Source organism: Bacillus sp. N12A5 (assembly GCF_026790125.1).
Taxonomy (GTDB): domain Bacteria; phylum Bacillota; class Bacilli; order Bacillales; family Bacillaceae; genus Bacillus.
Window position 1 is genome coordinate 1 of sequence record NZ_JALAMR010000016.1, and the last position, 25,010, is coordinate 25,010.

Consider the following 25,010-nt stretch of genomic DNA (forward strand, 5'->3'; position numbering starts at 1 on the left):
ATCTTGAATTCTTTGGTATAGTGCTGAAAGTGTTGTCCTTTTCGCGCCATAAAAAATCCCCTCCAAGTATAGTGTAACAGCCACTTTTGAAAAGTGGGCTTTTTACACTGTCTACTTAGAGGGGATAATATCAGACGCCCGGTCTTTTTTGTTATTTCGTTTCTCGATGCAGGGTATATTTCTTTAAACGCGGTGAATATTTTTTCAGTTCTAAACGGTCTGGATTGGTGCGTTTATTTTTTGTTGTGATGTAGTTTCGGTCTCCCGTTTCAGTGCAGGCTAAAGTAACATTGACTCTCATTATAAACATCTCCTTATAAAGCGTAATGATTACGTTTTATTATACAACGTAATCACAGATTGTCAAATCAGAGCTCTTGGCCTCTGATCCGCGGAACATTTATCTCTAAAAAATCATACGCCGCCACGCTGTTTGGGAAAACGTCTGCCGCTTCCTTTTGCAGCTCCAAAGAGGCATCTCCCTGATATCTGGCGCTGATATGGGTTAAAATCAGCTGCTTCGCCCCGGCTTCTTTCGCTGTAACGGCCGCTTGTTCCGTGGTACTGTGAAAATAATCATAAGCAAGTTTCCTGTCTTCCTTTGCAAAGGTTGCTTCATGAACAAGCACATCACAATCCCGTGCAAGCTCTTTTAACTTATCACTTACTCTCGTATCTCCAGAAAACACCACAGCCCTTCCCTTTTTAGGAGCCTCTAAAAAATCAATTCCATTGATGATGCGCCCGTCTTCAAGCGTTACCGTTTCACCTTTTTTGATTTTTTGGTACACAGGCCCAGGCGGGATGTTCATGTCCTTTAGTAAATCCGCCTTTAAGGAACCAGGCACGTCTTTTTCCTGCACGCGGTATCCGAAGGCTTCCACTCCATGAATAACGGATACTGCTGTGACAATAAACTGCTCGTCTTCAAACACGATTCCTTCTTCGATTTCCTGGATCACAAGCGGATATGTCAAATGGGTTTTCGTAACGGCTAGGCTTGTTTCAATAAACGCCTTAATCCCTTTAGGCCCGTACACTGTCAGCTCGTCCTCTCCGCCTTGAAAGGAACGGCTCCCCAGAAGCCCCGGAAGCCCGTATACATGATCGCCGTGCATATGGGTAATGAAGATTTTTTCTATTTTACGAGGTTTAATCGTTGTATGTAAAATTTGATGCTGTGTGGCTTCCCCGCAGTCAAACAGCCATATCGAACGCCTTTCTTCAAGCAATTTTAATGCGACCGACGTTACGTTTCTCGCCTTGGCGGGAATGCCGGCTCCCGTCCCTAAAAAAAGTAATTCCACATTTCCTTCCTCCTACTAGAACCAGATACCTACAAGAATACAGGATCAAGCGCAAAATGTGAATCTTGCCTCTATAAGGAACAATCCTTTCGTTCTAAAAACATTTTTACGGCATTCTGCAAAAAAAGGGCTTAAATGTTTGCTTTCGTTGAATTTTAGATTTAAAATGAAGGAAATATACGGGGTGTACTAAAATAAAGCTTCGAATAAAGTGAGGTACTTTTAGTGAAAACAAACCAACAACCAAAAGCAGTAATTGTCATATTCGGTGCAACGGGAGATTTAGCAAAACGAAAACTGTATCCGTCTATTCACCGTTTATATCAAAACGGACAAATCGGAGAAGAGTTTGCAGTTGTAGGAGTTGGAAGAAGACCTTGGTCTAATGAGGATCTTCGCCAAACCGTTAAAACATCTGTTTCCTCATCTGCAGATAAACATATAGATGATTTCACGTCTCATTTTTACTATCACCCGTTCGACGTGACAAATCCTGGCTCTTATCAAGAGCTAAACGTATTGCTTAACCAGCTGGAAGATACATATCAAATTCCGAACAACAGAATGTTCTACCTGGCAATGGCTCCTGAATTCTTCGGGACAATTGCAAAAACATTAAAATCAGAAGGTGTTACAGCAACAACAGGCTGGTCCCGCCTTGTCATTGAAAAGCCGTTTGGCCATGATCTGCCAAGCGCACAGGCACTGAACAAAGAAATTCGCGAAGCATTTACGGAAGATCAAATTTACCGAATCGACCATTATTTAGGAAAACAAATGGTTCAGAACATTGAAGTCATTCGATTTGCCAATGCGATTTTTGAACCGCTTTGGACAAACCGCTACATTTCAAATATTCAAATCACATCTAGCGAGTCACTAGGCGTTGAAGACCGCGCAAGATATTACGAAAAATCAGGCGCTCTTCGCGACATGGTGCAAAACCATATTATGCAGATGGTTGCCCTTCTTGCAATGGAGCCGCCGATCAAATTGAACACAGAAGAAATCCGAAGCGAAAAAGTGAAGGTGCTGAGAGCGCTTCGTCCTATTGCAAAAGAAGAAGTCGATGAGTACTTTGTTCGCGGACAATATCAAGCCGGTGAAATTGACGGTGTACCGGTTCCTGCTTATACAGATGAAGATAATGTCGCTCCTGATTCCAATACAGAAACCTTTGTTGCAGGCAAGCTCTTGATCGACAACTTCAGATGGGCTGGTGTGCCATTCTATATCCGCACCGGAAAAAGAATGAAAGAAAAGTCCACCAAAATCGTCGTTCAATTTAAAGACATTCCGATGAATCTGTACTACGGCAATGAAAACAACATGAATCCGAACTTACTCGTCATCCATATTCAGCCTGACGAAGGCATTACGCTTTACTTAAACGCTAAAAAGCTTGGCGGAGCGGCACACGCACAGCCTATCAAACTCGATTACTGCAGCAACTGCAATGACGAGTTGAATACCCCTGAAGCGTATGAAAAATTAATTCATGACTGTCTTCTTGGCGATGCAACAAACTTTGCACATTGGGATGAAGTTGCCCTTTCCTGGAGCTTTGTCGATTCCATTTCTGAAACATGGGCAGCTAACAAAACCTTATCTCCTAACTACGAATCAGGCTCAATGGGACCGAAAGAATCAGATGATCTTTTGGCGAAAGACGGCTTGCATTGGTGGAATATCTAATAAGAAAAAAGCCGAAAATGCTTGTAAGCATTTTCGGCTTTTTTCAGCTGTCAACGACATTTGACTGCCAAATCACTCAGGCCTTCTATAATAATAAAACCCCCGAAGCTCTAGAGCTTCGGGGGTTTTTACTGATTACTTCATCCATTCAGTATGGAAAATACCTTCTTTATCAGTACGCTCATAAGTATGGGCGCCAAAGTAGTCACGCTGTGCTTGGATAAGGTTTGCAGGCAGTACAGCTGTACGGTAGCTATCATAGTATGCTAATGCACTAGAGAATGATGGCACCGGCACACCTTGGGCAACTGCAAGTGAAATCACTTGGCGAAGCGCTCCTTGGTAGCTTTCTACAATATTCTTGAAGTAGCTGTCAAGAAGCAGGTTATCAAGCTCAGGTTCACGATCGTAAGCTTCTTTGATCTTCTGAAGGAATGCCGCGCGAATGATGCAGCCGCCGCGGAAGATCATAGCGATTTCGCCATATTTCAGATCCCAGTTATATTCTTCAGAAGCAGCTTTCATTTGGGCAAATCCTTGCGCGTAAGAACAGATTTTACTCATGAACAGCGCTTTTCTGACTGCTTCAATCAGCTCTTCTTTATTTTCCGTAACAGGCTTCACTTCTGGTCCTGATAGAAGGCCGCTTGCTTTCACACGCTCTTCCTTCATAGCTGAAATAAAGCGCGCGAATACAGACTCAGTAATAATCGGAAGCGGAACACCTAAGTCTAGTGCGCTTTGGCTTGTCCATTTTCCTGTTCCTTTTTGGCCTGCTTTATCAAGAATCACATCAACAAGCGGTTTGCCTGTCTCTTCGTCTTTTTTCGTAAAGATGTCAGCTGTAATCTCAATCAGGTAGCTGTCAAGCTCGCCTTTATTCCATTCAGCGAAAACTTCGTGAAGCTCATCAGCTGAAAGGCCCAGCACCTGTTTCAGAATGAAGTAAGATTCAGAGATCAGCTGCATATCTCCGTATTCAATACCATTGTGCACCATTTTTACGTAATGGCCGGCACCGTCTGGACCGATATATGTCGTACAAGGCTCTCCGTCAACTTTTGCAGAAATCGCTTCAAGAATCGGCTTTACTAGCTCATGTGCTTCTTTTTGTCCGCCAGGCATAATTGAAGGCCCTTTAAGCGCTCCTTCTTCTCCGCCGGAAACGCCTGTTCCGATAAAATGAATGCCGCTTTCAGCAAGCTCTTTGTTACGGCGCTGTGTGTCTTTATAGTATGTATTACCGCCGTCAATTAAAATATCATCCTTTTCTAGATGAGGAAGAAGAGATTGAATTGTCGCATCTGTTGCAGTTCCCGCTTTAACCATTAATAAGATTTTGCGCGGTTTTTCCAAGGATTGGACAAACTCTTCAATGCTGTATGTACCAACAACATTTTTGCCTTTTGCCTCCTGCAAAAACTCCTCAGTTTTACTGCTTGATCTGTTGTAAACAGAAACTGAAAATCCACGGCTTTCGATATTTAAAGCCAGATTTTTACCCATGACCGCAAGACCGATAACTCCGATTTGTTGTTTTGACATATTCTAACGTCCCTTCTGCAAACGTTTAATCATTTTAAAATTTAAATTAAAATAAAATGATATTTATAATAAAGAAATTACCATACTTCTCCCCCTTTTTTCAAGTTATTCAGCTTTTCTTTTCATCCTGAAAAAAATCTTTGTTAAAGCTTGTTCCCTTCGTTTTGCTCTCTTCTTTTTTTATCCTTGCCCCTTTTCTGATCAGCTTGGTGCCGTACTTTTCATTCAGCTTTTCCATCATCTGCTGAATGGGCTCCTCCTTTGCATCTTCATTAAAACTGAACAAATCGAGCTGCTTATAGGCCTGCTCTTTCTCTACTAAATCCGTTCCGGTAATGCCAAGCAGCCTGACAGGATTTTTATTCCAATGTTTAAAAAAGAGGTGCTCTGCTTCTTTCATAATTTCATTTTTTTGATCGATCGGATTTTTCAGCGTGATGCTTCTCGTGATGGTTTTCCAATCTGCATATCTAATCATAATAAAAAGCTTCGAAGCCATGACTTCCTTGCGCTGTAAGCGGTCGCTCACGGAAGCGGCAAGCTTTCTGAAAACGCCTAACAGCTCTTCTTCATCACTGGAATCATGTGAAAGTGTCGATGAGTTGCCGACACTTTTAAATTCGTAAATGCGTTCCGGATCAACTGGCGCATGGTGAATGCCATTTGCTTTATTTTTAAGGCGCGGCCCGTTGATGCCAAGTAAACGTTTCAGTGAGTGCTCATCAGCTGCAGCTAACTCTCCAATCGTATGAATGCCGAGTCCCTTTAGCTTTTCCGCTGTCTTTTTGCCTACCCCGTGCATCTCTCCAACAGGAAGCGGCCAAAGGATGTCAGGCACCTGTCTCTTTCTTAAAATCGTGATGCCGAGCGGTTTTTTCATATCAGACGCCATCTTAGCGAGAAATTTATTCGGCGCGATCCCTATGCTTGACGGAAGCAGCAGCTCTTTTTGCAGCCTGCTTTGGATTTCCTTTGCCGTCTCCAGAGCGCGGCTGCTGTATGGTGTATCGGTCATGTCCATATAGCCTTCGTCGATGGAGACAGGCTCCACCAGGTCAGTATATTCACGGAGGATGTTAAACATCGCTCTTGAAGAGCTTCTATAGCGGTCAAAATTCGGCGGAAGAACGATGAGCTCAGGACAATTGCGCTTCGCTTCCCAAACCGGCATCGTTGTTTTGACGCCGCGCGCTCTAGCCTCGTAGCTGCATGTCACCACGATGCCCTTTCGCTCCTTTACGTTTCCGGCAACTGCGACCGGCTTCCCCCGAAGGGCCGGATCATATGCCATTTCCACCGATGCGTAAAAGCTATTCATATCAATATGGAAAATAATTCGGCCCTTTCCCGACATACATAAATCTCCTTTTCGTTCATTAGACAACGGCTTGTACATATAGTAAAATGAAAGTATTGAATGGATGTGATTACAATGTTTGTGGAATCGATAAATGACGTTTTATTCTTAGTCGATTTTTTCACAATTATTCTTCCAGCCCTGACGGCAATCGGGATTGCATTTCTCTTGCGAGAGTGCCGTGCGGGGGAGCAATGGAAATCAAAACGAACAGATGAACATCAAACGGTCTTTCACATTAACCGAACAGACTTTCTTATTATTATATATCATCGCATTACAACTTGGATACGTAAAGTCTTCCGAATGAATTCGCCTGTGAATGATGATGAAGACGCCCGTTCCCTTCTTTTATAAACCCTATTTATAAAAAGGAGGAGAACAAATTGTTAAAAACTTATCAAAAACTATTGGCTTTAGGGATCTTTTTGGTCATATTATGCACGGGCAATGCAGCATTTGCGGCGACTAATCAGGTGGGAGGCCTCAGCAACGTCGGCTTTTTCCACGATTATTTAATCGAACCGTTTTCCGCCCTGCTTAAGGGTGTTGCCGGACTGTTTCACGGAGAATACGGACTATCTATTATTCTCGTCACCCTTATTGTACGTGTGGTTGTACTGCCTTTGTTTGTCAATCAATTCAAAAAACAGCGTATGTTCCAAGAGAAAATGGCCGTTATTAAACCTCAGGTTGACAGCATTCAGGCCAAATTGAAAAAGACGAAGGACCCGGAAAAGCAAAAAGAACTGCAAATGGAAATGATGAAGCTGTATCAGGAGCATAATATCAATCCGCTTGCCATGGGATGTCTCCCCATGCTGATTCAGTTTCCGATTTTGATCGGGTTTTATTACGCGATTCGCTCTACACCTGAAATTGCGTCACACTCGTTTTTATGGTTCAGTTTAGGACAATCTGACATTCTCGTGTCTCTTAGTGCGGGAGTTATGTACTTTGTACAAGCCTATGTCGCTCAAAAACTGAGCGCCAAATATTCCGCTGTCCCGCAAAATCCGGCGGCGCAGCAATCCGCAAAATTGATGGTGTTCATCTTCCCTGTGATGATGACGATTTTCTCGCTTAATGTCCCCGCAGCCCTTCCGCTGTACTGGTTCACAAGCGGACTGTTCCTGACAGTGCAAAACATTGTCCTTCAGATGACGCATCATAAAAGTAAAAAGACAGCCGGTCTTACTGAGCCGGTCAAATAATGAAACAACCCCGAGCAAAAAGCCGGGGTTGTTTTTTGTATCTTACCACTGTCATGGCTGACGCGAAAATGGTCATCCTAAAAAACAGCCGTATCGTTTAAAAAGTAACAAATCGGGAATACCTTTACTCACATCTAAATGAAAGGAGCATAAACGTGACAGATCGGGCTGAGCAAAAAATTATTTCTGTGCCAGAAGGAATTTGGATCATGAGACAAACCTGGAATGATGTCTTATTTGCCCACTGGCCTGTTGATGTTTCTATCCTTCGCGCCTTGGTACCGTCCGTTTTAGAATTAGATACATATAACGGGCAAGCTTGGATCAGCATGCTTCCCTTTATGCTCACGAACCTGAGGGCGCGTTATCTTCCTGCCATTCCCGGTGCGCGTGCATTTCCTGAGCTTAACCTCCGCACTTATGTCACGTATAAAGGCAAGCCCGGCATTTATTTTTTTAGCTTAGATGCCGATCATCGGCTGGCGGTCCTTGGCGCTCGCACATTCTTTCATCTGCCTTATTTTTACGCGGATATGAAAGCCGAAAAAAACGATGATGGCATTAACTATGCCAGCAAGCGGAAAGATGACAAAGAAGCAGCATTCCACGCCGCATACCGGCCCATTTCAGCTCCTTTTACAGCAGAAAAGGAGTCGCTCGATTACTGGCTGACGGAACGATACAGGCTCTACACCACTTATCGCAATAAGCTCTATTACGAAGACATTCATCATCATCCGTGGCTGCTGCAACATGCAGAAGCCGAGTTTTCCGTCAATACGGTGGCTGATGCTCACGGCATTACACTGCCAGAGTCAGACCCCTTGCTTCATTACGCTAAAAAGCAGGACGTGTTATTTTGGCCGCTCAGGCAATGGCGCTGAATGCAAGAAAAAAACCCGAGTCGGGGCTGGCCCGCTCGGGTTTTCTTTTTTTATTTTGCCGCCTCTTCAATAATGGCAACAACCATTTCTGCCGTTTTGACGAGTTCTTCAACCGGCATTTTTTCATTTTTTGTATGAATTTGCTCATAACCGACAGCAAGGTTAACCGTCGGGATGCCATGACCTGCAATAACGTTCGCATCGCTTCCGCCGCCGCTCGTTTGCAGCTCGCTCGGGCGTCCGATTTTAGCTGCGGCTTTTTTCGCGATTTCAACAACTTGGTCGCCGTCTTGATATTTGAATCCAGGATACATGACTTCAATTTCGACTTCTGCGCGTCCGCCCATATCAGCTGCGGCCTCTTCAAAAGCAGCTTTCATTTTTTGAACCTGAGCTTCCATTTTCTCAGGAACTAATGAGCGTGCTTCAGCAAGAATATGGACTTCGTCGCACACAATGTTTGTCTGTGTGCCGCCTTCAAACCGGCCGATGTTTGCTGTTGTTTCTTCATCGATACGGCCCAATGGCATTTTTGAAATGGCTTTGCTTGCGATTGTAATCGCTGAAATGCCTTTTTCAGGTTCAACGCCGGCATGTGCGGTTTTCCCGTAAATTGCCGCTCTTACCTTTGCTTGTGTCGGCGCGGCCACAATGATATTTCCGACTTTTCCATCTGAGTCAAGGGCATAGCCGTAGGATGCCGTGATCATAGAACGGTCAAGCGCCTTTGCTCCGATCAGGCCTGATTCCTCGCCTACTGTAATGATGAATTCAATCGTGCCGTGCTCAATGTTTTCTTCTTTCAGCACTTTAATCGCTTCAAACATTGCAGCCAGTCCCGCTTTATCATCAGCGCCTAAAATCGTCGTGCCGTCTGTTTTGACATAACCATTCTCTACAACCGGTTTTACGCCGTTTCCGGGTACGACTGTATCCATATGGGATGTAAAATAGATCGTATCCGCTTGTTTTGTCCCTTTTAATGTGCAGATCAGGTTTCCGGCACCGTGGCCGGTGATATCCATTGTATCGTCTTCTTTAACGTCTACACCTAAATCAGAAAATTTTTGTTTCAGCACTTTGCAGATTTCTGCTTCGTGTTTTGTTTCTGAGTCAATTTGAACAAGCTCTAAAAATTCTTCCAGCAGGCGTTTTTCATTCACCATGTGTAAGTCCCTCCATGTTAAAGCGGTATGTTACCGTGCTTTTTTTTCGGTCTCTCTTCTGTCTTATGCGCAAGCATGTAAAAAGCTTGGATCAGCCTTTTCCTTGATTCTTCCGGCAAAATGATGTCATCAACCATTCCGCAGGCCGCCGCTTTGTATGGGCCGGCGTTTTGCTTTTTGTATTCAGCTGTTTTTTCGCGTTTTGTCTTTTGCGGGTCGGCTGAAGCTTTTATTTCTTTTTCATACAAAATCGATGCCGCGCCTTCTGAACCCATCACTGCGATTTCAGCATTTGGCCATGCAAACACAAGGTCCGCTCCGATCGCTTTGCTGTTCATAGCGACATAGGCACCGCCGTAGGCTTTTCTGATAATGAGCGTGACTTTTGGGACGGTCGCTTCCGCATAGGCAAACAATAGCTTTGCTCCGTGCCTGATAATTCCGTTATGCTCCTGCTGAACTCCGGGCAGAAATCCCGGAACATCCTCGACAGTTAACAGCGGTATATCAAAAGCATCGCAAAAACGAATGAACCTTGCTGCTTTATCAGCGGCGTCAATCGTCAGGCTTCCCGCCAGATGCTTTGGCTGGCTCGCAACGATGCCGATCGTTTTTTGACCCAGCCTTGCAAACCCAATGACAATGTTTCTCGCAAAATACGGCTGAACCTCAAAAAAAGACTGCGGATCAGCAAGCTCCTTAATCACCGTCCGAACATCATACGGCTTTGTCGTGTCAGCAGGCACGAGACGGTTTAATAACGGTTGGGAGCCCTCTTTCCCTGGCTGCGGCGCTATTGTCTGGCCATTTTGCGGCAAATAAGACAGCAGTTTTTTCACTCCTGTCAGAACCTCCTTCTCCGTATGTCCGGAAAAGTGGGCATTTCCGCTGACGGCATTATGTATCCCCGCTCCACCTAAGCTCTCCGCATCAACCTGTTCGCCTGTCACTTTTTCAATCACCTTCGGACCGGTAATGAACATCCGGCCGGTCTGTTCAGCCATAAATATAAAATCTGTGAGTGCCGGAGAATATACAGCGCCTCCAGCACACGGCCCTAAAATAACCGATATTTGCGGAATGACTCCGGAATATAAGACGTTTCGGTAAAATATGTGACCGTATCCATCTAATGATACCACACCCTCTTGAATTCTCGCACCACCTGAGTCATTCAGCCCGATAATCGGCGCCTTGTTTTTTGCTGCCAGATCCATCAGAACGCAGATTTTTTTGGCATGGGTTTCGCCTAGCGCCCCGCCGAATACTGTGAAGTCTTGGGCAAACACATATACAGAGCGGCCTTGTATTGTGCCATACCCTGTCACGACCCCATCCCCTAACATACGCTGTTCTCTTGTTAACACTTGACTTTCCATGAAGGGATGCAGCTCGATAAAGCTGTCCTGATCAAGAAGAAACTTGATTCTTTCCCGAGCGGTCAGTTTTCCCTTTTGCCGCTGCTGGGCCAGCTTTTCATGTCCTCCGCCTTGTTCCGCCTGCCTGCGTCTCATGTATAAATGATCAATATGCTCATTCATGTTCATCGGTTTGGCCTCCTTTCGGCTCGCACAGCTCTACAAGAACGCCGTTTGTTTCCCGCGGCGAAAGAAAGGCGATCTTTTTCCCGTTTGCTCCCTGTCTCGGATACCTGTCAATCAATTGAACTTGCCGGTCAGACAATGCTTGCAGCTGTTCAGATAAGCCGGTGCACAAAAACGCAACATGATGCAGTCCCTGCCCTTTCTTCTCTAAAAATAAACGGACGGGGCTGTCAGTTGTCAACGGCTCTATCAGCTCCAGCTTGACGCTTCCCGTTTGAAAAAAAGCAACATTCACCTTTTGCTCTTCAACTGTTTCTTGATAGAGAAACGTAAGCCCTAATATATCCTCGTAAAAGCTCCTCGCTTCTTCTATCGAAAAAACAGCTATCCCAATATGGTCAAGCCTGTTCATTTTCATCCCTGCCTTCCGCCAATAGATATCACTTGTCCGCCCATTCAAAACACGCTAAAATATAGACAGATTGCCTAAGGAGTGAAATCATGTCTCAAAAACTGATGAAAAGCGTTTTAATCCTGATTTTGGGAGTTTTTATTCTTTCAACTGTACTTTCAGGAATCGTCATGTTTTTCTAACGATAAAAAAGCAGGCAGCCTTATGGATTGGGAACATCCTGCTTTTTTATCAGAGCTTTATGCTCGATAGCAATCTCTTCAAAAGAGCGGGAGTCGCGTGTAATCAGCACTCTCGTACCCACCGGAATCGTTTGAAACAGATGAACAACCTCATCGTTATGCATACGTATACAGCCGTTAGACACAAATTTCCCTATTGATTCTTCCCGGTTTGTCCCATGGATTCCATAAATCCGTCCGTCTGTTCCTTTTGCATCAAACCCGATCCATCTTGCCCCAAGCGGGTTGTCAGGAGATCCCCCTTCAATATTTTTCTTTCTATAGTACGGATTCGCCGCTTTTACCATTACCGTAAATTCCCCTTCAGGCGTCAGATCACCGGTTTTTCCGGTCGCCACGCTGTAAACGCCTTCTACTTTGTTGTCGAGGATGACAGCCAGTTCGTTTGTTTTCTTGTTGACAATGACATACGGGTCGCCAGGCAGCGGGTTTTCGCCAAGCGGCCAAATCGGTGAAATCATCATCATAAAAATCGAACATAAGAAAAAACGCATAAGCTCCTCCTTTTTCATTAGGTTGACCAATGAAGGAAGGGCTCATGCGAATCAGCCGAGTGATTTTTGCGATTTTATCCCTTTAAAATAACTTTTAATCACTAAATATTGTTCCATTTCGCCGAGAAGATGGAAGAGAGCGGCTCTCGCTTCAAATTCCTCTCTTGTCGCCGGAAGCGGCATCTCCTCAAATTCTTTTCTCATATCAGCAAGTCTTTTCAGAAATTTGTGCGCCGTATTTCCCGGGTGTATCGCTTCCCGCAAATCGTGAATAAATTCAGCGATCATTTTTCCCTGATCTACTGTAATGGAGATAGAAGTCACTTTAGGGAGAAGGCGTTCGATAATTTCAAATTGCTTTTCTCTCATTTTAAAATAATGATAATGCAGATTTTCATAGCGCAGAATATGGTTTTGGACATCTCGGTATGCCAGGTTTTTAGCCTCCGTGATGAGCCGGTGCGTTTCCGGGATTTCTTTTCCAGTCCAATCTTGCTCACCAGTTAACAAATACCGCTCTATTTCTGCAAAAATGACAGCAAAGTTATCCTCTATCTTTTTGCGATAGGCAATCAGTTTCCGGTCAAGGCTCGGCATATACAAGTTCATCAAAAGAGCGACACCGATACCAACCGTGATCAGCTGAACTTCATTCCAAATGAAAGCAAGCGTAATGCCGCCGGACATGTACAAATGAAGGATAATAACGGAACTGGTGACAATGCCCTCGTTAATTTTTAACAGGACTGTTAACGGGATGAATATCAAGAGAAGTGCTCCGATAACAAATGGGTGATATCCAATGAGCTCGAAAAAAAGATAAGAAAAAACAATTGCCAGGCAGCATGCCGCAAAGCGGGCCCACGATGCCTGAAGCGACCGTTTTTGTGTGATTTGAATGCACAAAATGGTGATGATTCCTGCTGATGCGAAGTTTTGCAAATGCAAAAGCTGGCTTATATAAATAGCCAAAGCTGTTCCAAGCGCGGTCTTTATTGTGCGGTAACCAATTTTAAACATGTCGGACTCCATTTCTATTTGTTTCTTCAATAAAAAAGAAGAAGCTTTAGCCTTCTTCTTTTTTTATATTCTATAATATTTTCTCTAAAAAGTCCTGTGCTCTTTTGGATTTCGGCGAAAGAAAAAATTCTTTCGGATTGCCGTCCTCGACAATCATTCCTTGGTCCATAAACAGCACGCGGTCTGCCACTTCTTTGGCAAAGCCCATTTCATGCGTAACGATCACCATGGTCATACCGGTTTCGACCAGTTCTTTCATCACCTGGAGCACTTCTTTCACCATCTCTGGATCAAGTGCAGAGGTCGGTTCGTCAAACAGCATGATTTCCGGATTCATCGCAAGAGCCCGCGCGATGGCGACACGCTGTTTTTGTCCGCCTGATAAGCGGTTTGGATAGTCATTACTCTTTTCAAACAAGCCGACTTTACGCAGGAGCTCTTCCGCTTTTTCCTGTGCAGCCTGTTTTGATTCTTTTTTGACATTGACAGGCGCATACATGATATTTTCGAGAACCGTTTTGTGCGGAAAGAGATGAAAATGCTGAAAAACCATCCCGATGTTTTCCCGGACCTTTAATGTGTTGGTTTTCGGCTTCGTAATCTCTGTGTCTTTTATTGTAATGGTTCCGCCGTTAGGCTTTTCCAACAGGTTTAAACAGCGTAGGAACGTTGATTTGCCTGAGCCTGAAGGACCGATCACGGCAACAACCTCACCTTCGGCGATCGTTGTTGAAATGTTTTTTAATACTTCGTGTTTCCCAAATGATTTTGACAGCTTTTCAACCTTAATCATTGGATTTCAGCTTCCTTTCTACAGCCTTGCCGATAAACGTTAAAATCAGGACAAGCACATAATAAATCAATCCGGCGATAATGAGCGGTTCAAGGTAATTGTAAGTGGCAGCGCCAGCTTGATATGCGCGTCTCATGACATCACCAAGCCCGATGACAGTGACGATCGCCGATTCTTTTGTCAGCGTAATTAACTCATTCACAATTGCAGGTGATATATTTTTGAAGGCCTGCGGCAAAAGCAGATCCTTCATCATTTTACCGTACGGGACACCCAGTGCGACAGCAGCCTCTTTTTGCCCTTTATCAATGGCGTTGATTCCAGCTCTGATAATTTCCGATACATAAGCTGCGGAGTTCAATGACAAGGCAACAACCGCCGCCCAAAACTGGTCAATTTGAAACCCGAGCAGCTGAGGCAGCCCGAAATAGACAATCATAAGCTGCAGCACTAAAGGCGTACCGCGGAACACTGATGTATAAAAATCAGCAATCCAGATCAGCGGGCGGAACGTGCTGATCTTGCATAAGCTTAGCACAATACCGAATATAAGTCCGATAATGGCTGATACGATGACAATTTTCAAAGTAATTGCCAAGCCTTCTAATATAAAAGGAATTTGGGGGATCGTTGCTGAAAAGTCCAAATTCATCGTCTTTGTCTCCTTTTCTTACAGGAAAAAAGATTTCCTATTCAATAAAAGGCTCAACGAAAAAGTTGAGCCGCTTTTTTTTACTTCTCGCCAGTGAACCATTTCTTCTTCAATTTCTCGAGCTCTCCGTTATCTTCCATTTCCTTGAGGGCTTTATTGAATTTGTCTGTCAGTTCACTGTCCTTTCTGAAAGCAATCGCTGAACCGGCTTCCTCTGCTTTCGCATCAGGAATGACAAAGCCTTGCAGGTCGTCATTCGATTTGAAATACCCCTCTGCTACCATGTCTTCGATAATCGCGGCATCAAAGCGGTCAGATTTGATTTCCTGAACCAAATCAGAAATTCTGTTGCGGTCTTCTGTTTTAAAACCATATTCCGGAGAAAGCTCTTTCCCCTTCTCTTCCTGAATAGAACCAAGCTGAACGCCGACTGTTTTCCCTTTCAGGTCTTTCAGAGATGTAATGCCGCTGTCTTTTTTGCTGACTATCATATGGTTCGCTGTGTAGTACACATCGGAAAAATCAACTTGTTTTTTACGCTCAGGCGTCGGTGTCATTCCTGACAGAACCATATCCACCTGTTTTGATTTCAGTGCTGTAATTAAGCTGTTGAAGTCCATATCCTGCACTTCAATGTCGTAGCCAGTCTTCTTCGCAAGCGCTTTTGCCAAATCTACATCAAAGCCGACAATATTATCGCCTTCTTTATATTCAAACGGTTTGTAATCCGCCGAAGTACCCATAATTAATTTTTTCTTTCCGCTTTCTGAACCTGAATTGCTTGAGCCGCACGCAGTCAATGCAAAGGTGATGCAGGCAGCTACAAGTAATAAGAGCCATTTTTTCATGATCCATTTCCCCCGTATTCATTACTTTAGGTTTATTTGAATATTTATTCGTTAATTTGTATTTTAAACAGTTTCTTATTTTTATGCAATACTATTTTTAAAAATTATCTTTAAGCTTATTTTCCCAGCAATCTCTTTTTGATATTACTAGATGAAAATAGATTCATTGTTCAACTGCATTGAATATTTTTTAATATTTATTCGATTTTTATGCACAAAAAAACCGGGGCCGTCTAGGCACCCGGGGTGTTTGTCTTATACTTCTTCACAATATTCTTCAAAGGCTTCCTGCAGCTTTGCCACAACTGCCATCGGCTCATGGCCTTCAATTTCATGGCGTTCCACCATTTTCATAATTTTTCCGTCTTTCAAAATCGCAAAGGACGGAGAAGATGGCGGATATCCTTCAAAATAATCACGTGCTCGCGCTGTCGCTTCTTTATCCTGTCCGGCAAAGACGGTAACGAGCTGATCAGGCCTTTTATCATAGTGAACGGAATGGTATGCGGCCGGTCTTGCAATTCCCCCGGCGCATCCGCAAACAGAGTTTACCATGACAAGCGTCGTTCCTTTTTTCGTGAGTGCCTCATCCACCTCTTCAGCTGTTTTCAGCTCAGTGTATCCGGCAGCTGTAATTTCCTGTCTCGCTTGGCGGACAATATCATTCATAAATAAATTAAAGTCCATATTCAATGAAGACCTCTCCTTTTTCATCATCTGTTCTTATGATAGCAAGGAAACGTCCATATCGGCAAATGACATTGCTTGGCTGTACACTTTTTTTGCTCTCTGTTTACTGCTTACAGAAAAAGGGGATTATATAACCAGATGTAAAATAAAGGAGCAGTTTTGTATGAGCCAACGGAAAGCGTTACTGATTCATAACGGAAATGCCGGCAGCAAAAATATAGAAAAAGCTTTAGGGGCTGTTGTGCCGGTTTTATCACAATCCTTAGATGAGGTGATCATTAAACAGACAAAGAAAAAGGATGATGCGTATCACTTTTGCCAATCCATTGATGATTCTGTCGACACCGTGTTTATTCTCGGCGGCGACGGCACAGTCCATCAATGCATTAACGGCATCAGCGCTTTAGAAAGAAAGCCCGCTGTCGGAATTTTGCCCGGCGGCACGTGCAATGACTTTTCAAGGGTGCTGGGCATTCCCCAAAATCTCGCAAAAGCGGCGGAAGCCCTTGTGTCAGGAAAAAAAACAAGCGTAGATGTATGTCAGATGAATAAGCGTTATTTTTTAAATTTCTGGGGGATTGGCCTGATTACAGAAACGTCAAATCAAATCAATGAAACATCAAAAGCATTATTGGGAAAAGTCAGCTATTTTACAAGTGCATTGCGAACCGTGTCATCTGCTGAAACGTTTCCAATGAGATTAAAAATTGATGGAAAAGAAATTAATGAAGAAGCGGTTATGCTGCTTGTCATGAACGGACAATACATTGGAACGAACCGAATTCCCCTGCCGGATGCCAGTATAGAAGACGGCTTACTCGATATCCTCATTTGCCGCAACACCAACCTCACCGCATTGCGGGAGCTGATGAGCATGGAACAGGGCACAATTGATCGGTTTTCCGGAGAGCTGTCCTATATTCAGGCCTCCCGTATCGAAATCGAAACTGACACGGTTAAAAAGGCTGATACAGATGGAGAAGTCTATACCCATACACCCACGGTCATTCAAGTGCTGCCCCAGCACATTGATATGCTTGTCCCGTGTCATGAATAACAATAAGGATCGAACAGTGTCTGAAAGATGTTGTAAATCCGTTGACTCTCCCCTAAGAGGAGACCTTACAGTATAAGAGATACACTTCAAAAAAGGGGCAGTCATGATGGAGAAACAAAATATCACCTTAACAATATTATTAACCAATTTATTTATTGCTTTTTTGGGGATCGGGCTTGTGATTCCGGTTACGCCTACCATTATGAATGAACTGCATTTATCTGGTACTGCGGTTGGCTATATGGTTGCCTGCTTCGCTGTTACTCAGCTTATTGTCTCACCAATCGGCGGGCGGTGGGTTGACCGCTTCGGACGTAAAATCATGATCGTGATCGGTCTGTTGTTTTTCAGTGTTTCGGAGTTTTTATTCGGCATTGGAAAAACAGTGGAGATGTTATTTATATCCCGTATGCTTGGCGGTATCAGCGCTGCCTTCATTATGCCCGGGGTGACGGCTTTTATCGCAGATATCACAACCATTAAAACTAGGCCAAAAGCGCTCGGTTATATGTCAGCTGCTATTTCAACAGGCTTTATTATCGGTCCCGGCATCGGGGGATTTTTAGCAGAAATCCATTCCCGTCTGCCTTTTTTCTTTGCGGCAGCCTTTGCGTTGTTAGCAGCCATTTTATCAATGCTCACGCTGCGCGAGCCGGAACGGAATCCTGAGAATCAGGACATAAAAGGGCAGAAGTCAGGCTTCAAACGGATTTTTACGCCTATGTATTTCATTGCTTTTCTGATTATCCTGATTTCATCTTTTGGTTTGGCGTCATTTGAATCTTTATTTGCGTTATTCGTTGACCATAAATACGGATTTACGGCCAGCGACATTGCCATTATGATTACAGGAGGAGCGATTGTTGGCGCTATTACACAAGTCGTCTTATTCGACCGTTTTACAAGATGGTTTGGCGAGATTCATCTAATTCGGTATAGTTTAATTCTCTCGACGATTCTTGTATTCTTGATGACAGTCGTAAATTCTTATTTTACGATTTTGCTGGTTACAGTCACCGTATTTGTCGGTTTTGATCTCATGCGGCCGGCGGTAACAACTTACCTTTCAAAAATTGCAGGAAATGAACAAGGGTTTGCTGGCGGTATGAATTCAATGTTTACAAGTATCGGCAATGTATTTGGGCCTATTATCGGCGGAATGCTGTTCGATATCGATGTAAACTACCCTTTCTACTTTGCAACGGCGGCTTTAGCCGTAGGCATTGCACTGACCATAGCTTGGAAAGCGCCGGGACACCTTAATGCCAGCACGTGATCAAAAGCGTATTCTTTGTATACTGCAAAGAATGCGCTTCTTCTTTATACTGGTGGTAGAAGGAGTGATGGCATGAAAGAATCGTATTACTCAATTGGAGAAGTTTCAAAGCTTGCAAACGTGTCAATTAAAGCGCTCCGTTATTATGATAAAATTGATTTATTTAAACCCGCCTACGTTGACTCGGATACCAGCTACCGCTATTATACAGATTCTCAGCTCATTCATCTGGATTTGATCAAATCATTGAAATATATCGGCACACCTTTAGTAGAGATGAAAAAGGCACAGGACTTAGAGATGGAAGAACTGTTTGCTTTTTATACAGAACAGGAGAGGCAAATCAGGGAGAAATTAGACTTTTTATCAGCATTGGAGCAAACCATTTCGTTGGTGAAAAAGCGGATGAAACGGCAGATGGAATATCCTGCGCTCGGCGAGGTGTTTATTTTAGATGAAGAAGAAACGCGAATCATTCAGACAGAGGCAGAGGGAATCGGGCCTGAAAACGTGCTCAACGCCTCCTACAGCAAATTAAAAAAATTTATCGAATCAGCAGATGGATTTACGAACAATAGCTACGGCGCTGCTTTCTCGTTTCAGCCATACACCAGCATTGATGAAATGGTATACCGTCATATCTTTACCCCTGTATTGACGAATAAACAAATATCCGCCATTACGCCGGATATGGAAATCACCACGATCCCCAAAGGCAGATATGTATGTATCGCGTATAATTTTTCACCTGAGCATTATTTTCTCAACTTACAGAAGCTTATGAAGTATATCGAAGACCGCCAATTAACAGTTGCCAGTGATGTTTACGAGTTAATCATACCGATTCATTACTCACCGAAAAAACAAGAAGAATACCGGGTTGAAATGAAAATCCGAATCGCTGAATAATAGTGCTGCATAAAAAAGAGCATTTTTTGAAGTTATGTTTCAAAAAATGCTCTTTTTGCTTATTTAGTAAACAGATGTTTTCTCATCAATCGACTCTAAAATTTGTTTCACTCGTCCCAAGAAACGTCCGCACACAAGGCCGTCAAGCACTCTGTGATCCAAGGACAGGCACAGATTGACCATGTCTCTGACAGCAATCATGCCATTATCCATGACAACCGGGCGTTTGACGATGGATTCTACTTGAAGAATCGCAGCCTGAGGGTAGTTGATGATCCCCATCGACTGAACGGATCCGAACGAACCTGTGTTGTTGACGGTAAACGTGCCTCCCTGCATGTCATCTGCTGAGAGTTTTCCGTCTCTTACTTTTTTGGCAAGGCCGGTAATTTCTTTCGCAATGCCTTTAATTGTTTTTTCATCAGCGTTTTTAATCACTGGAACAAACAAAGAATCCTCTGTGGCAACCGCGATTGAAATATTGATATCCTTTTTCTGAATAATTTTGTCGCCCGCCCACATGCTATTCATTTGCGGGAATTCTTTTAACGCCTGAGCGACCGCTTTTACGAAAAAGGCGAAGAACGTTAAATTAAATCCTTCTGTCTTCTTGAAGGAATCTTTTATACTGTTGCGATATGCCACCATATTTGTGACGTCGACTTCCATCATCGTCCAAGCATGCGGAATTTCTGTTTTGCTGCGTTTCATATTGGAAGCAATTGCTTTTCTTACACCTGTAACAGGAATTTCTTTGTCTCCGGTTGCAGATGCAGGATATGAGATGTCTTCTTTAGGCTCCGGTTTTGGTGCAGACTCAGGTGCAGGAGCTGCTGTTTTCGGCTTCTCATCCCGTTCTTGCACGCCGCCTGTCTCAATGATGCGCTGAATATCTTTTCGCGTAATGCGGCCGCCGGCACCAGTTCCTGTCACTTGATCGAGGTCAATGCCGTGCTCTCCGGCCAAACGGAGAACAGCTGGCGAGTAGCGCTTTTTATTGGGCTGATCGGCTGCTCCGGCACTTTTTGCAGCAGGGTTCTCAGCGGCTTCTGATGCTGCTGGCTGTTCTTGTTTTTGTTCCGCCGGATTGGCGCCTTCTGTTTCAATTTTGCAAATTACTTCTCCGACTTGCAGGGTCTGGCCTTCTTCACCTACAAGCTCTGTTATCGTACCGGTAAAAGAAGATGGAACCTCTGCATTCACCTTATCTGTCATGACTTCAGCTATCGGATCGTATTTGTTCACTTTATCACCGGGGGCGACAAGCCATTTGCTGATCGTCCCCTCCGTCACGCTTTCTCCAAGCTGCGGCATCGTCATTTGTTCAATTGCCATGATTGTATCCTCCTTACGTCTTTAAAACTCCGCTAATTCTCTCATCGCCGCTTCCACTTTATCAGGGTTGACCATAAAGTATTTTTCCATTGTCGGCGCGTAAGGCATAGCCGGAATATCAGGACCTGCAAGCCGTTTGATCGGCGCGTCTAAGTCGAAGAGACAATGTTCGGATATAATCGCGGCCACCTCACTCATGATACTGCCTTCTTTTGTATCTTCAGTGACCAAAAGAACCTTCCCGGTTTTGGAAGCGGCTTCGATGATCGCTTCTTGATCTAGCGGGTAAACCGTTCTTAAATCCACCACATGTACTGAGATGCCATCTTTTTCAAGACGTTCTGCAGCCTGTAACGCGAAGTGGACACACAGGCCATATGTGATCACTGTGATATCGTCGCCTTCCCGTTTGACCTCAGCCTTGCCGATTGGCAGGACATAATCATCTGCAGGAACCTCTCCTTTTATCAGGCGGTACGCGCGCTTGTGCTCCAAAAACAGCACCGGATCTTCATCACGAACTGCAGCTTTTAAGAGACCTTTCGCGTCATATGGCGTTGAAGGCATGACAATTTTCAGTCCGGGCTGGTTGGCGAAAATCGCTTCGACTGATTGAGAATGATAAAGGGCTCCGTGCACGCCTCCGCCGTATGGCGCTCTGACGACAATCGGGCAGCTCCAGTCATTGTTGCTGCGGTAGCGGATTTTAGCTGCTTCAGAAATGATTTGGTTAACCGCCGGCATAATGAAATCAGCAAACTGCATTTCAGCAATTGGTCTCATCCCGTACATAGCTGCTCCGATACCGACTCCGGCGATTGCTGATTCAGCAAGCGGCGTATCCATAACACGTTCTTCTCCAAATTGCTCGTAGAGGCCGGCTGTCGCTTTAAACACACCGCCTTTTCTTCCTACATCTTCCCCGAGGACAAAGACGCGGGAATCTCGTTCCATTTCTTCTTTCATCGCCAAATTGATTGCATCAATATATGACATTACTGACATTTGTTCTTCCTCCCTACTTCGCATACACATAATCAAGCGCTGACTCAGGAGCTGCATAAGGGGCGTTCTCCGCTTCATCTGTCGCTTCATTTACAATTGCCATTATTTCATCCAGCATGGTTTGTTCTGTCTCATCGGACAGCAGGCCTGTTTCCTTTAAGTAAGCTTGATAAGTAAGCAGAGGATCACTTTTTTTCGCTTCCTCTACTTCTTCACGGCCCCTGTAGCTGCTGTCGTCGTCATCACTGGAATGCGGTGTAAGGCGGTAAGAAATTGTTTCAATTAATGTCGGGCCTTCTCCTCTGCGCGCCCGTTCGCGTGCTTCTTTAACCGCTTGATAAACTTCCAGCGGATCATTTCCATTCACAGTTACGCCAGGCATCCCATAGCCTACGGCACGGTCGGAAATGTTCTCACATGCGACTTGCTTATCGTAAGGCACTGAGATTGCGTATTTGTTGTTTTCACACATGAAAATCACAGGCAGCTTATGGACAGCGGCAAAGTTTGCCCCTTCATGGAAATCGCCTTGGTTTGAAGAGCCTTCACCAAATGTAACAAAGGCTGCGATATCCTTTTTCTCCATACGTCCTGCCAGCGCAATGCCGACTGCGTGCGGCACCTGTGTTGTAACCGGAGATGATCCCGTTACAATGCGGTTTTTCTTTTGTCCGAAATGCCCCGGCATCTGGCGGCCTCCTGAGTTCGGATCTGCCGCTTTGGCAAACCCGGACATCATTAAGTCCTTTGCTGTCATGCCAAACGCGAGCACGACACCCATATCTCTGTAGTACGGCAATACATAATCCATTTCACGGTCAAGGGCAAAAGCCGCTCCTACCTGTGCTGCTTCCTGTCCTTGACAAGAGATTACAAATGGAATTTTGCCAGAGCGGTTTAACAGCCACATTCTTTCATCGATTTTTCTTGCTAACAGCATGGTTCTATACATATCAACGGCTTCCTGATCAGTCAGCCCTAGTGCTTGATGTCGGTTTGTACTCATTCAAGCCCCTCCTTTATGCTTTTAAAAATGAATGGCTTTGCCATCTGCGGCAAGCGCTGCTTCTCCAATTGCTTCAGAAAGCGTCGGATGCGGGTGAATCGTTTGCCCGACCTCCCACGGCGTTGCGTCCAGCACTTTGGCAAGACCCGCTTCAGAAATCATGTCGGTGACATGCGGGCCGATCATATGAACACCGAGAATATCATCCGTATCTCGATCCGCCACGATTTTGACAAAACCGTCGCTTTCACCGTAAACAAGCGCTTTTCCGATCGCCATAAATGGAAACTTGCCGATTTTGACATTGTGCCCCTTCGCCTTTGCCTCTTCTTCTGTTAAGCCGACACTGGCAGCTTCCGGGCTGGAGTAGATGCACTTTGGTACAAGCGTTGGCTCAAGCGGATGCGGATTGAGACCTGCAATATGCTCAACGGCAATGATTCCTTCATGTGATGCAACATGAGCTAACTGAAGGCCCCCGATCACGTCTCCGATTGCATAAATATGAGATTCCTTCGTTTGGCAGTTTTCATTGACTGAAATGACGCCTTTTTCGGAAACAATATCGGTGTTTTCTAAGCCGATGCCTTCAATATTTGCCTGTCTGCCGATGGAAACAAGCATTTTTTCGGCAGAGTAGGTGGCGGTTTCTCCGTCTTTTTCTGCTTGTATGCTGACTTCGTCTGACGTCTTTGTCATTGTGTCAGGCAGCACTTTTGCCCCTGTGACGAACTGAATGCCTTTTTTCTTAAGAAGACTTTCCATTTCTTTTGAAATGTCTTGATCTTCGGTCGGCAATATACGTTCGGCATATTCGATAACTGTTACCTTCACGCCAAAATCATGAAGCATAGACGCCCATTCAATACCGATCACGCCTCCGCCCACGATGATGATCGATTTTGGCAGCTCCTCCATTTGGAGAGCCTCATCCGAAGTCAATACAGACTTGCCGTCAGCTTCCAATCCCGGAAGCATTCTCGGTCTTGACCCTGTTGCAATGATGACTTGTTTCGGGATCAGCATGTCATTTTCTTCACCATTTCCCCGCTCAACAGAAATCGTTCCCGGCAGCGGAGAGAAGATTGACGGTCCAAGGATACGGCCATATCCGTTATACACGTCAATTTTTCCTTTTTTCATTAAATGATTCACACCAGCTGCAAGCTTATCAACAACGGCTTGCTTACGCTGCTGCACTTTTTCAAAGTTGAGGGACACGCCTTCCGTTTCCACTCCGAATTGATCGGCTTCACAAGCTGTCCGATATACCTCGGCACTTCTAAGCAGCGCCTTACTCGGGATACAGCCTTTATGAAGACATGTTCCCCCGAGTCTTTCCTTTTCCACAACGGCTGTTTTTAATCCAAGCTGAGCGGCTCTGATCGCCGCAACATAACCGCCGGTACCGCCGCCCAGAATGACTATGTCATACTCAGTTGCCATGGTGACTCACTCCTGTCTGTCTATTCAATACGATATTGTTTGGATGGTTCTTCGCCCAGCAATACCCTCAGCGCCCCTTGGGCCAGAGACTGCAGTTCATTTTCTCCCGGATAGACTAAAACGTCAGAAATCCAATCTATGTATGATCTGATACTGGAAACAAAGCTTTTGCCGTAAGCGAGGCCTCCTGTCAGTACAATCGCTTCCACTTCACCTTTTAATACCGCGCTGGCTGCCCCGATTTCCTTTGCTACCTGATACGCCATGGCATCGTAAATCAAGCGGGCTTTTTCGTCGCCCCCCTGGATCATTTGTTCCACTTTGACTGCGTCATTCGTACCGAGATATCCGGAAAGCCCGCCTGTTCCCACAAGTTTTTTCATGATTTCTTCTTTCGTATACTCACCTGAAAAGCATAAATCGACAAGATCTCCCGCAGGAACTGTTCCTGCGCGTTCAGGGCTGAATGGCCCCTCTCCGTGAAGGCCGTTGTTAACATCCACCACTCGCCCGCGGTCATGGACGCCTATAGTAATACCGCCGCCCATATGGGTAATAATCATTTTCATGTTCTCATATCGTTTGCCGAGAGAGGCTGCCGCCTTACGGGCGACAGCTTTTTGGTTTAACGCATGGAAAATGCTTTTCCGTTCAATCTCTGGCATGCCTGAAATTTTTGCGAGCACTGACATTTCATCTACGACAACAGGATCGACGATATACGACGGGATATTAAGGCCGTCAGCGATTTCTCGTGCGATAATGCCGCCAAGATTGGAAGCATGCTGGCCGGCATATCCGCTTTTCAAGTCTTCAATCATGTCATCATTCACTTCATAAGTTCCGCCTTCAATCGGTCTGAGAAGACCGCCTCTGGCGCAGACTGCATCAAACTTTGAGATATTGATGCCCTGTTCATGAAGCGTCTCGAGAATATGGTTTTTTCGAAATTCATACTGATCAATAATATGGTCAAATCGCTGCAGCTCTTCTATGTTGTGTCTCAATGTTTTTTCAAAAATGCTTCGTTCGTTATGAAAAACACCGATTTTCGTTGAAGTTGAGCCTGGGTTAATTGTGAGAATGCGTTTTTCATCATGTAGCACTTTCATA

The 25,010-nt window shown here is 44.6% G+C and carries 26 protein-coding genes; 8 read left to right on the plus strand and 18 right to left on the minus strand.

Annotated features, from left to right (window positions below; all coding sequences use genetic code 11):
• Positions 1 to 151: 151 nt before the first annotated feature.
• A complete protein-coding gene (gene rpmG / locus MOC09_RS15625) occupies positions 152 to 301 on the minus strand; it encodes a 50S ribosomal protein L33 (RefSeq protein ID WP_003226511.1) in 150 nt (49 codons plus the stop codon).
• 67 nt (positions 302 to 368) lie between these two features.
• Positions 369 to 1,307, minus strand: a complete 939-nt coding sequence (rnz, locus tag MOC09_RS15630; RefSeq protein WP_268371053.1) for a ribonuclease Z — start codon at positions 1,305 to 1,307, stop codon at positions 369 to 371.
• A 225-nt stretch (positions 1,308 to 1,532) separates the two neighbouring features.
• Here rnz and zwf point away from each other — a divergent pair, with 225 nt between their 5' ends.
• Positions 1,533 to 3,002: a glucose-6-phosphate dehydrogenase gene (gene zwf, locus MOC09_RS15635; RefSeq protein ID WP_268371054.1), complete on the plus strand. Its 1,470-nt coding sequence runs from the start codon at positions 1,533 to 1,535 to the stop codon at positions 3,000 to 3,002.
• A gap of 135 nt (positions 3,003 to 3,137) precedes the next feature.
• Here the strand turns inward: zwf and gndA are convergent, their stop codons facing one another.
• On the minus strand, positions 3,138 to 4,547 hold the full coding sequence (gene gndA, locus MOC09_RS15640) for an NADP-dependent phosphogluconate dehydrogenase (protein ID WP_268367137.1): 1,410 nt from the start codon (positions 4,545 to 4,547) through the stop codon (positions 3,138 to 3,140).
• 109 nt (positions 4,548 to 4,656) lie between these two features.
• Entirely contained in the window at positions 4,657 to 5,901 is a 1,245-nt protein-coding gene (locus MOC09_RS15645; protein WP_268367138.1) for a DNA polymerase IV, read from the minus strand.
• Between the two features lie 72 nt (positions 5,902 to 5,973).
• Between MOC09_RS15645 and mifM the strand changes: the two genes are divergently transcribed.
• The 3 genes from mifM (at position 5,974) to MOC09_RS15660 (ending at position 8,002) form a co-directional block, all read left to right on the plus strand.
• Entirely contained in the window at positions 5,974 to 6,261 is a 288-nt protein-coding gene (gene mifM / locus MOC09_RS15650) for a membrane protein insertion/folding monitor MifM (protein WP_268367158.1), read from the plus strand.
• A gap of 29 nt (positions 6,262 to 6,290) precedes the next feature.
• Positions 6,291 to 7,118, plus strand: coding sequence for a membrane protein insertase YidC (locus MOC09_RS15655; RefSeq protein WP_268367139.1), 828 nt, complete (start codon positions 6,291 to 6,293; stop codon positions 7,116 to 7,118).
• Between the two features lie 155 nt (positions 7,119 to 7,273).
• Positions 7,274 to 8,002 (plus strand): DUF2071 domain-containing protein, encoded by a 729-nt coding sequence (locus MOC09_RS15660; RefSeq protein ID WP_268371057.1) that lies wholly within the window; start codon positions 7,274 to 7,276, stop codon positions 8,000 to 8,002.
• A gap of 50 nt (positions 8,003 to 8,052) precedes the next feature.
• Here the strand turns inward: MOC09_RS15660 and MOC09_RS15665 are convergent, their stop codons facing one another.
• The 3 genes from MOC09_RS15665 to mce are packed head-to-tail and all read right to left on the minus strand — an operon-like array spanning position 8,053 to position 11,124.
• The gene (locus tag MOC09_RS15665) at positions 8,053 to 9,168 is read right to left on the minus strand and encodes a tripeptidase T (RefSeq protein ID WP_268371059.1); all 1,116 of its coding nucleotides are present in this window, start codon (positions 9,166 to 9,168) and stop codon (positions 8,053 to 8,055) included.
• 17 nt (positions 9,169 to 9,185) lie between these two features.
• On the minus strand, positions 9,186 to 10,709 hold the full coding sequence (locus MOC09_RS15670) for an acyl-CoA carboxylase subunit beta (protein WP_268371236.1): 1,524 nt from the start codon (positions 10,707 to 10,709) through the stop codon (positions 9,186 to 9,188).
• A complete protein-coding gene (gene mce / locus MOC09_RS15675) occupies positions 10,702 to 11,124 on the minus strand; it encodes a methylmalonyl-CoA epimerase (RefSeq protein ID WP_268367142.1) in 423 nt (140 codons plus the stop codon). The genes MOC09_RS15670 and mce overlap by 8 nt, the downstream gene beginning before the upstream one ends.
• A gap of 89 nt (positions 11,125 to 11,213) precedes the next feature.
• On the opposite strand from mce, the gene prli42 reads away from it, so the two are divergent.
• The gene (gene prli42 / locus MOC09_RS15680) at positions 11,214 to 11,306 is read left to right on the plus strand and encodes a stressosome-associated protein Prli42 (RefSeq protein ID WP_151458008.1); all 93 of its coding nucleotides are present in this window, start codon (positions 11,214 to 11,216) and stop codon (positions 11,304 to 11,306) included.
• A gap of 20 nt (positions 11,307 to 11,326) precedes the next feature.
• Here prli42 and MOC09_RS15685 read toward each other — a convergent pair whose 3' ends face one another.
• The 6 genes from MOC09_RS15685 to brxB all read right to left on the minus strand — a co-directional run bounded on the left by MOC09_RS15685 (position 11,327) and on the right by brxB (position 15,866).
• Positions 11,327 to 11,860: a L,D-transpeptidase gene (locus MOC09_RS15685; protein WP_268367143.1), complete on the minus strand. Its 534-nt coding sequence runs from the start codon at positions 11,858 to 11,860 to the stop codon at positions 11,327 to 11,329.
• A gap of 51 nt (positions 11,861 to 11,911) precedes the next feature.
• Entirely contained in the window at positions 11,912 to 12,880 is a 969-nt protein-coding gene (locus MOC09_RS15690) for an FUSC family protein (RefSeq protein WP_268367144.1), read from the minus strand.
• 70 nt (positions 12,881 to 12,950) lie between these two features.
• Complete coding sequence (gene artR, locus MOC09_RS15695; protein ID WP_268367145.1) at positions 12,951 to 13,673, minus strand: arginine ABC transporter ATP-binding protein ArtR; 723 nt, start codon at positions 13,671 to 13,673, stop codon at positions 12,951 to 12,953.
• A complete protein-coding gene (gene artQ, locus MOC09_RS15700; RefSeq protein WP_268362914.1) occupies positions 13,666 to 14,325 on the minus strand; it encodes an arginine ABC transporter permease ArtQ in 660 nt (219 codons plus the stop codon). Before artQ ends, artR begins: the two co-directional genes overlap by 8 nt.
• Before the next feature lie 80 nt (positions 14,326 to 14,405).
• The gene (gene artP, locus MOC09_RS15705; RefSeq protein WP_268367146.1) at positions 14,406 to 15,173 is read right to left on the minus strand and encodes an arginine ABC transporter substrate-binding protein ArtP; all 768 of its coding nucleotides are present in this window, start codon (positions 15,171 to 15,173) and stop codon (positions 14,406 to 14,408) included.
• 255 nt (positions 15,174 to 15,428) lie between these two features.
• Positions 15,429 to 15,866 carry a bacilliredoxin BrxB gene (gene brxB / locus MOC09_RS15710; protein ID WP_003226477.1) on the minus strand — a complete coding sequence of 146 codons (438 nt, stop codon included), beginning with the start codon at positions 15,864 to 15,866 and terminating at the stop codon, positions 15,429 to 15,431.
• Positions 15,867 to 16,026: 160 nt separating this feature from the next.
• Here brxB and MOC09_RS15715 point away from each other — a divergent pair, with 160 nt between their 5' ends.
• The 3 genes from MOC09_RS15715 to bmrR all read left to right on the plus strand — a co-directional run bounded on the left by MOC09_RS15715 (position 16,027) and on the right by bmrR (position 19,105).
• Positions 16,027 to 16,920, plus strand: coding sequence for a YegS/Rv2252/BmrU family lipid kinase (locus MOC09_RS15715; protein WP_268371061.1), 894 nt, complete (start codon positions 16,027 to 16,029; stop codon positions 16,918 to 16,920).
• Between the two features lie 106 nt (positions 16,921 to 17,026).
• A complete protein-coding gene (bmr, locus tag MOC09_RS15720) occupies positions 17,027 to 18,196 on the plus strand; it encodes a multidrug efflux MFS transporter Bmr (RefSeq protein ID WP_268371062.1) in 1,170 nt (389 codons plus the stop codon).
• Positions 18,197 to 18,268: 72 nt separating this feature from the next.
• Positions 18,269 to 19,105, plus strand: a complete 837-nt coding sequence (gene bmrR / locus MOC09_RS15725) for a multidrug efflux transcriptional regulator BmrR (protein ID WP_268362918.1) — start codon at positions 18,269 to 18,271, stop codon at positions 19,103 to 19,105.
• 63 nt (positions 19,106 to 19,168) lie between these two features.
• On the opposite strand, the gene bfmBB is transcribed toward bmrR, so the two are convergent.
• The 5 genes from bfmBB to buk are packed head-to-tail and all read right to left on the minus strand — an operon-like array spanning position 19,169 to position 25,009.
• The gene (gene bfmBB, locus MOC09_RS15730) at positions 19,169 to 20,440 is read right to left on the minus strand and encodes a branched-chain alpha-keto dehydrogenase complex dihydrolipoyllysine-residue (2-methylpropanoyl)transferase (protein WP_268367147.1); all 1,272 of its coding nucleotides are present in this window, start codon (positions 20,438 to 20,440) and stop codon (positions 19,169 to 19,171) included.
• Between the two features lie 21 nt (positions 20,441 to 20,461).
• Positions 20,462 to 21,445: a 3-methyl-2-oxobutanoate dehydrogenase subunit beta gene (gene bfmBAB / locus MOC09_RS15735; protein ID WP_268371063.1), complete on the minus strand. Its 984-nt coding sequence runs from the start codon at positions 21,443 to 21,445 to the stop codon at positions 20,462 to 20,464.
• A 13-nt stretch (positions 21,446 to 21,458) separates the two neighbouring features.
• Positions 21,459 to 22,451 carry a 3-methyl-2-oxobutanoate dehydrogenase subunit alpha gene (gene bfmBAA, locus MOC09_RS15740; RefSeq protein WP_019714902.1) on the minus strand — a complete coding sequence of 331 codons (993 nt, stop codon included), beginning with the start codon at positions 22,449 to 22,451 and terminating at the stop codon, positions 21,459 to 21,461.
• 21 nt (positions 22,452 to 22,472) lie between these two features.
• Complete coding sequence (gene lpdA, locus MOC09_RS15745; protein WP_268371064.1) at positions 22,473 to 23,897, minus strand: dihydrolipoyl dehydrogenase; 1,425 nt, start codon at positions 23,895 to 23,897, stop codon at positions 22,473 to 22,475.
• A 20-nt stretch (positions 23,898 to 23,917) separates the two neighbouring features.
• Positions 23,918 to 25,009, minus strand: coding sequence for a butyrate kinase (gene buk / locus MOC09_RS15750; RefSeq protein WP_268360597.1), 1,092 nt, complete (start codon positions 25,007 to 25,009; stop codon positions 23,918 to 23,920).
• Between the last annotated feature and the right edge of the window lies 1 nt (position 25,010).